The sequence below is a fragment of the Nocardioides abyssi genome (assembly GCF_030412915.1).
GTDB classification, from domain to species: Bacteria; Actinomycetota; Actinomycetes; order Propionibacteriales; family Nocardioidaceae; genus Nocardioides; species Nocardioides abyssi.
The window spans coordinates 1-201 of sequence record NZ_JAUHJR010000368.1 but is presented as its reverse complement, the minus strand read 5'-3'; the positions used below and the strand labels follow the sequence as shown (position 1 = coordinate 201).

The following is a 201-nucleotide window of genomic DNA, read 5'->3' as shown; positions in this document are numbered from 1 at the left end:
GTGGTCGAGACGCTCGGCCTCGACCGGGTCGAGGTGGTCCGCGGTCGGGCCGATGCGCTGCACGGCACGCGACGGTTCGACGTCGTCACCTCCCGTGCGGTGGCGCCCCACGGGCGCCGGCGCGAGTGGTCCATGCCCCTGGTCGACGCCCGCGGCGCGCTCGTCGCGATGAAGGGCGCGACGGTCCACGAGGAGATCGTC

At 75.1% G+C, this 201-nt stretch carries 1 protein-coding gene; it reads left to right on the top strand.

Annotation, left to right across the window (positions count from 1 at the left end):
• Positions 1-201: RsmG family class I SAM-dependent methyltransferase (locus tag QWY29_RS21410; RefSeq protein ID WP_300963131.1), on the top strand; the 201-nt coding region annotated here is incomplete at both ends.